Source organism: Thermoflexus sp. (assembly GCF_034432235.1).
Taxonomy (GTDB): domain Bacteria; phylum Chloroflexota; class Anaerolineae; order Thermoflexales; family Thermoflexaceae; genus Thermoflexus.
Map to the genome: position 1 here is coordinate 1 of NZ_DAOUCJ010000013.1, position 6826 is coordinate 6826.

Genomic DNA, 6826 nt, shown 5'->3' on the forward strand with positions numbered 1-6826 from the left:
CGCCGGTTGTGGATGGCCTTCATCCTGCCCTTGATCTCTCTGGGAGGGCTGGGCCTGTCGCTGAATCTCGGAGCTCCGGCCGCTCTGGCTCAGGGTGGCCTCCTGAAGGCCCAGCCCCACAGCGTGGACATCACCCGTTTCCCCACGGTGACGGTCTTCTTTCAGCTGGTGGATCTCTCAAGGGGGCTGCCTACCGCCCAGCGGGTGGAGGTCCGATCCGTGCGGGAGGATGGCCAGGAGATCCCATCGGGCGAATGGAAGCTCGATCTGGAGGATCGGGGGGCAGATATTGTGATCCTCCTGGATGCCAGCCAGAGCATTCTCAGCCCCCAATCCCGAGGCTATACCGGGGAACCCCGTCTGAGCGAGGCTCGAGAGTTTGTGTCCAAGGTGGCCCAGGGTAAGTCCGCTTCGTCCCGGATGGTGCTGATCGCCCCGGTTGGCGATCGGATCGATTTCATCGGCCCCCGGCAATTAACGAACAATGGCGGGGATGTCTCGAACGCTCTGCAGCAGTTTTCGTTCCCTCCGCGCCCCAAGGGAAAGGAGGCCACGCCCCTCTTCGATCTGCTCAGCCGCGCTGTGGAGATCCTGACGCAGCGGCCGGACGCTACAGGACGCCCCGGAGTCGTGATCGTATTGTCGGACGGCATTGATTTCCTGAGCGATCAGCAGGTGGTCGATGTCACCGGGCGCGCTATGGATAACCGCATCGTGGTCCATGCCGTTCAGATCGGGCCGGCCCAGGGGAAGGGCAGCGAGCGGGCCATGGAGAACATGCGTCGCATCGCCGGGCAGACCGGCGGGCAGGTTCTGATTTTCGGCCAGAGCGATCCGGAGCCCTTTTATCAATCCCTCAAGGCGTGGGCACAGGTTCAGACTCTGCACTACCGCTCTCGGGTCCGTCAGAGCGGGACGCACCAGATCGATCTGCAAATGGTTTCCGGCGGGCAACCCCTGGGCGTTTCGGCCAGCTATGCGATCCATCTGAGCCCGCCTCAGGTCGAGCTGGATTGGGAGGGCCGTTCCGAGGGTCGGGGAGGGGAGAGTTCCCCCATCCTGGTGAGTGAGACGCCCTCCCTTCCGCTCACGATCCGCATCCGATGGGCGGATTCGTATGAGCACGGGAACGTGGCGATCCGTCAGATTCGGATCGGGGAGAGCGTGGCGGGTTTTGAGAAGACCGGCGGACAGGTGGAAGGGGGCGCGGTCATCGTGCAGGGCATCGTGGACCTGAGTCAGGCTCCCCAGGGCATCTATCCGATCCGGGTGGATGTGGAAGATGGCCTGGGGTTGTCCGGCACCGGAGAAGGCCCGCTGATCCGCCAGCGGATCGTGCCCCCATCGCCGGCCGGGCGAGGATTGCTCGACGTCCTGCCGTTGGCCTCATGCGTGGTCGCTCTAGTCGCCCTGATGGTGGCGGCCATCGCGATCACCCGGGTGCCTCGCCTCCGGGAGGCCGCCGTCTCCATGACTCAGCCCGTCGTCCAGCGGATCAAGGAGGTCACCGAGCCTTTCTTCCCATCCGGAGCGGCCCGGGGATCCGAGCCCGCCCGGGCCTGGCTGGTCGTGGTGGAAGGGGAGGCGGAGCGGCGCACCATCCCCATCCGCAGCACGCACGTTCGTCTGGGGAGGGATGAAACCCTGGCTAATATCACCTTCACCGATCGTTCGGTCTCCCGTTTGCACTGTCGCATTGAGGAGGTAGAGGAGGGAGTTTTCTACATCTACGATGAAGGCAGCACCAGTGGCACCTATGTGAACTACGAGCAGGTTCCCATTAATGGGACCCGTCTCCAGGATGGGGATCTGATCAACCTGGGCCGGGTGCAGCTGCACTTCCAGCTGCGCCTGAATCAGCAGGAGATCCGTCCGCCCGGGCCTGCCTCGAAGCCGGAGGAGAAGAAAACCCAGGACGAGGGCAAAACCCAGCCGTTGCGGGAGGTGGATGATCGAACCCAGGTTTTCCATGAGCCCGGCGCTGGATGAGCGGCCCGGCGGGCTTCCCAGGATGTGCATCCGGGCTTTCCGCGAATCCGACCACGGAGGTGAAGATGCAAAGCGGTTCTCTGCCGCGCATCGATCATTTCGAGATCGAGCGCCCCCTCCACGAGGGCGGGATGGGGATCCTATACCTGGCCCGCGATACCCGGCGGGGCGCGTGGGTGGTCCTCAAGGTTTCCCGACAGGTGAAGCCCCGTGCCGATCACGACCGGGAGCGCACAGCCGCCGAACAGGCTTTCTACGAAGAGGCGCTCCAGGCAGAGGTGGAGGTCCTGCGGGATCTCCACCATCCTCATATCGTGCGGTTGTATCCTCTGGAGGAAGGACCTCGAGCGATTTACAGCAAGAGAGCTCCGAATGGCTCCTGGTATTTCGCCATGGAGCGGCTGGGAGGGGGCAGCCTGGAGGAGCTGCTCAAACGGCATCCCCGCCTGCCCATCGAGGTGGCAGTGGAGATCGCCTACCAGGTGGCGATGGCCCTGGAGTATCTCCACGCCCGCGGGATCGCCCATCGGGATATCAAACCAAACAATATCCTGTTCCGACGGCCGGTTCAGGAGGGGATCGAGGCCGTGCTCGTGGATTTCGGCCTCGCCCAGCGCCAGCGGGCCCGAGGGCTGGAAGCGGGGACCTTGCTCTATATGGCTCCCGAGCAAATCGAGCAGGAAAGAGGGGGAACGGCTCGCCCGGATCCGCGGCCGGCGGATATTTATGCCCTGGGGGTGGTGCTGTATCGAATGGTGACCGGCCGCCTGCCTTTCGAGGGGCGGGATCGGGACCAGCTGACCAGCGCGATCCGCAAGAGCATGCCGACCCGCCCGTCGGTTCTCCGGAGGGAGATCCCGGCCCCGCTGGATGATCTGATCGCGGAGATGCTGGCCAAGGATCCCGATCGACGGCCGACAGCCTCCCTGGTGGCCCGCCGGCTGAACGAGGCGGTGCCATGGCACCGTCGTTTCATTGAGGAAGAGGGGGATCTCTCCCCGCGTCCCGCTTCACCCAGGCCAGCGACCTCACCATCCGGTTTCTCTCCCGTGTGGGGATTCATCACCCTGGCCCTGCTGGTTCTAACGGTGGTGGGCTGGGGCCTGTATCTCAGCAGTGGGCGGAGCATTCGCCTCTCCGAACCTACCGTCATGCCGACTCCCGCGGTGCGTGTAAGCCCCACCCCTCTGATTGTGACGGGGGGAGGGCAGGGGACGATGTCTACTCCAACGATCCAACGATCTCCATCCCATCGGGGCCCACTTCCACGCCGATTCCGAGCCCCACACGCTTGCCCACACCCACGCCGCTTCCTGTATCCACACCTTTGCCGACGCCATGAAGGCCCCAACCTCCCTTCGAGCCGAGCGGAGGGCATGCCAGCATAAGGGAAAGGAGGTTCAGGATGGCGGTTCGCATCCGTCCGAAGGACCCAGGGGCCAGGAAGCCCCATCGTCCCAGCCAGGTTCCTCCCGAGGCCCAGGCCCCCCGGATGTTTCAGGAAACCCATGCCGGGATGAGCGGGAAGAACAATGAGGACGCCGTGGAGACCGGAGTGGTTCCGGGCCCGAACGGGCGGCCGCGTTATGTGGCGATCGTGGCCGATGGCATCGGTGGCCACGCCTCCGGCGAGGTGGCCAGCCATATGGCCCTCCGCCATGTGATGGATTTCCTGAACCAGCATCCGATGGCTCCTCTGCCCCAGGCTCTGGTTCAGGCGGTGACCCGGGCCAACCAGGCGGTGTTTACGGAGAGCCAGAAGAAGGATCTCTGGAAGGGCATGGGCACCACTCTGACCATCGCGGTGGTGGAGGACGGCTGTCTGTATCTGGCTCACGTGGGCGACTCCCGGGCCTACCTCATCCGGGGGGAACGGATCGTGCAGCTCACAGTGGACCACACATGGGCTCAGGAAGCCATTGAGGCCGGCCGGCTGACCCCGGAGGAGGCTCGTACCCATCCCAATCGAAACGTCCTGAAACGCTATGTGGGCATCCAGCCGGAGGTGGAAGTGGATCTTCGGATCACGCCGCCGAACGGGGATGGTCCCCCAGATCCCCGCCATCAGCCCCTCGCCCTTCAGCCGGGCGATGTGGTCTTGCTGTGCACCGATGGGCTTCACGACCTGATCTCCGACGAGCGGATCCTGGAGATCGTCCGCACCCGTCCCGGAGATCAGGCGGTGAAGGCCTTGGTGGCGGCGGCCAATGCGGCGGGCGGCCCGGACAACATCTCGGTCGCTATGATCGAGCTGCCGGGGCGCAAAATCGCGCGTCCTCCCCTCCGGCTTTCTCTGCCTCCCCTGACGCTCCCAATGGCGGCGGGTGCCCTTGTCCTCGGTCTGGGTCTGATCCTGGCCTGGGCCTGGCTCTTCCGGGGAGGGTCAGGGGAGGAGGATGCTGGCGGATTTCGCCGTTCCCGCTCTGGAACGCCGATCGTCATCCAGGGCGGAGGGGCGACTTCCCATGCTCCGGTGATCGGTCCATCCGGGGAGCCGACCTCTACGCCCGTGCCCACTCCGACCCCATCGCCGACTCCAACCCCCCGGCCCTCGCCGACCTTCACCCGCACCCCCACGCCCACGTCGACCTTTACACCGACGCCTTCTCCGATGCCATCGGGTGGTGGCGGCGGTGGAGGCGGTGGGGGTGGCGGTGGCGGTGGAGGTGGAGGAAATCCCCCCCCTTCCATTGGACCATAGATTCCGGGCCTTCCGGTGAGGAAACTCTCGGAGGGGTGACGATGAAGCATGGGGCCTGGTGCCGCTCCGCTTTCGAGGTGGAGGGGATGCGAACGGTGGGCGAGGATGTTTGAAAGCATGACCCGAGCCCTTGGATCGACCTCAGGATTCCGCCCTGTGGGGAGGCAGATGATGAGCGAGTTCCGTCGCGTGGGACGTCTCGTGGCGCTTCTTCTCTTCGGGTTCGTTTTGCTGATCGGAGTGGTGGCCCTGGGATCCACGCCCGCCCATGGGACGACATCGGATCCAGCCTTCGGGGGGATCACGGCGACCGCGTCGCTGCCCATCTCGGACACGCTTCCCGGCGTCGGGATCAGCCGGGCGATCTGGTTCTCGGGGGCCGGAGTGCTGACCTTCACTGTGGATCTGACAGGCACGCCTCCGCTGACCCTCACGGCGGGCCCGGCCTTCGAGTGGACTAACCTCCGGGTCTTCACCAGCCCCGGCTCTCCCGTCGCCTTCGCCATCACCTACACCGCCCAGCTCACCGATCCCCTCTTTTACACGGCGGTCCTCACGGCGGAAAGCAGCGCGCCAGGCCTGAACCGGGTCGCCCTCAATGTCCTGCCGGATATGGTCCCCCCGACGGTGACGCTGGACTCCGCCCTTCCTTCGCTGATCACGACGGCGTATCCCTCCCCTCTGGTGATGACGGGGACGGTCACCGACACGGCCCAGGTGGGGGCCGGTCGCATTCCGGGCTCCGGGGTTCAGTCCGTGCGGGTGCTCACGGCGACGGAAACCCCTGCTGTTCTGAATCCAGCCACGGGGATCTGGACCGCCACCTGGCCGCTGCCCGCCAGCGATCGGGTCACCCAAACGCTGCGGATCACCGCCGCGGATTTTCTGGGGAATGCTTCCTGGATCACCCGCGAAGCGGTGATCGATCGGCGGGGGCCGGCGATCACATGGATCTCGCCGATCGCCGGGGCGATCTTCACCCAGGCTCAGCTCCCGACCCCGATGGTGATCTCGGGAACCGCTTCGGATGCTTCCGGGGTTCAGGAGATCCGCGTGCTGACCGACACCGAATCCCTGGCCAGCTGGGATGGTTCGACCTGGCAGGCCTTGTGGAGCCTCCCTCCGGACCAGGACTGGGTCACCTACACCTTGCGGGTGACGGCTACGGATGGGGTGGGCAATTCCTCCACCGTGACCCGGTCCGTCGGCGTGGACACCCGGGCCCCGGAGGTCCCCCCGCTGTTCAGTCGCGTCCCTACTAACACCTGGACGCGGCTCCCGGATGGTCTCCCCATCACATGGACCGCCGTCTCCGACAATGCGGGCGTGTGGTATGAGGTGCAGCTTTCCGGAGATGCCTTCGACAGCCAGCTGACCCGCACCGCGGCCGTGACCTTCCCAGTGGGATCCGGAATCTACACGGTCACCCTGGGAACCCAAGATGGATGGGGGAACCGCCGGTCGGCGACCTCCCAGATCGGACCGTTCGAAGTGGACAACACGCCGCCCTCGGTCTCTCTGGATCTTCCGGCCACGGCGTATCGCACGTTTCCGGTTACGATGACGGCCAGCGATAACCACAGCGGGATCGTCTCTTACACGGTTGCCTACACATGTGATGGATGTGCCGGCTGGACCGATTTTCTGACCGGCACCACATCCCCGCTGGGATCCATCGCGGTTTCGCGAATCTTCTCCGCGCCGGTTTTCTATTTCACCCAGACCCTGGTCTACACCTTCACCGCCCGGGTGGAGGATGCGGTGGGGAATATCGGCGCAGCCACGGGAACCGTTCGCGTTCGCCCCGCCGTGATCGCCCTCCCCCTGGTCCTGCGGAATTACTGCCCGCCGGTCACTATCGAAATCGAGCCCAATGATACGCGCAGCCAGGCCAATTGCATCCGGGTTCCGTCCACGGTTCAGGGGTATGCCAATGATCCGACGGATCAGTATGATTTCTTCCAGTTTTATATAGATACGACGGGGCCCATCACCTTAACGCTCCAGATGCCATCTGGAGTGGATCTGGATCTGTATCTTCAGCATGAGTCGGATGTGGGCGTGCGATGGACGGCCTGGTCCAATCGAACGGGCGCGGGGGTCAATGAGCAGATCGTTTATCCGGTCGATGCCGCC

4 protein-coding genes are annotated in these 6826 nt (G+C 64.8%); all 4 read left to right on the forward strand.

The genetic code is table 11. From position 1 onward, the window contains the following. A partial coding sequence (locus VAE54_RS01915) for an FHA domain-containing protein (RefSeq protein WP_322800240.1) occupies positions 1-1989 on the forward strand: 1989 nt, incomplete at its 5' end. A 65-nt stretch (positions 1990-2054) separates the two neighbouring features. Further along, a complete protein-coding gene (locus VAE54_RS01920; protein WP_322800241.1) occupies positions 2055-3377 on the forward strand; it encodes a serine/threonine-protein kinase in 1323 nt (440 codons plus the stop codon). 17 nt (positions 3378-3394) lie between these two features. Beyond that, positions 3395-4690: a PP2C family protein-serine/threonine phosphatase gene (locus VAE54_RS01925; protein ID WP_322800242.1), complete on the forward strand. Its 1296-nt coding sequence runs from the start codon at positions 3395-3397 to the stop codon at positions 4688-4690. A gap of 171 nt (positions 4691-4861) precedes the next feature. Then, positions 4862-6826: Ig-like domain-containing protein (locus VAE54_RS01930; RefSeq protein ID WP_322800243.1), on the forward strand; the 1965-nt coding region annotated here is incomplete at its 3' end.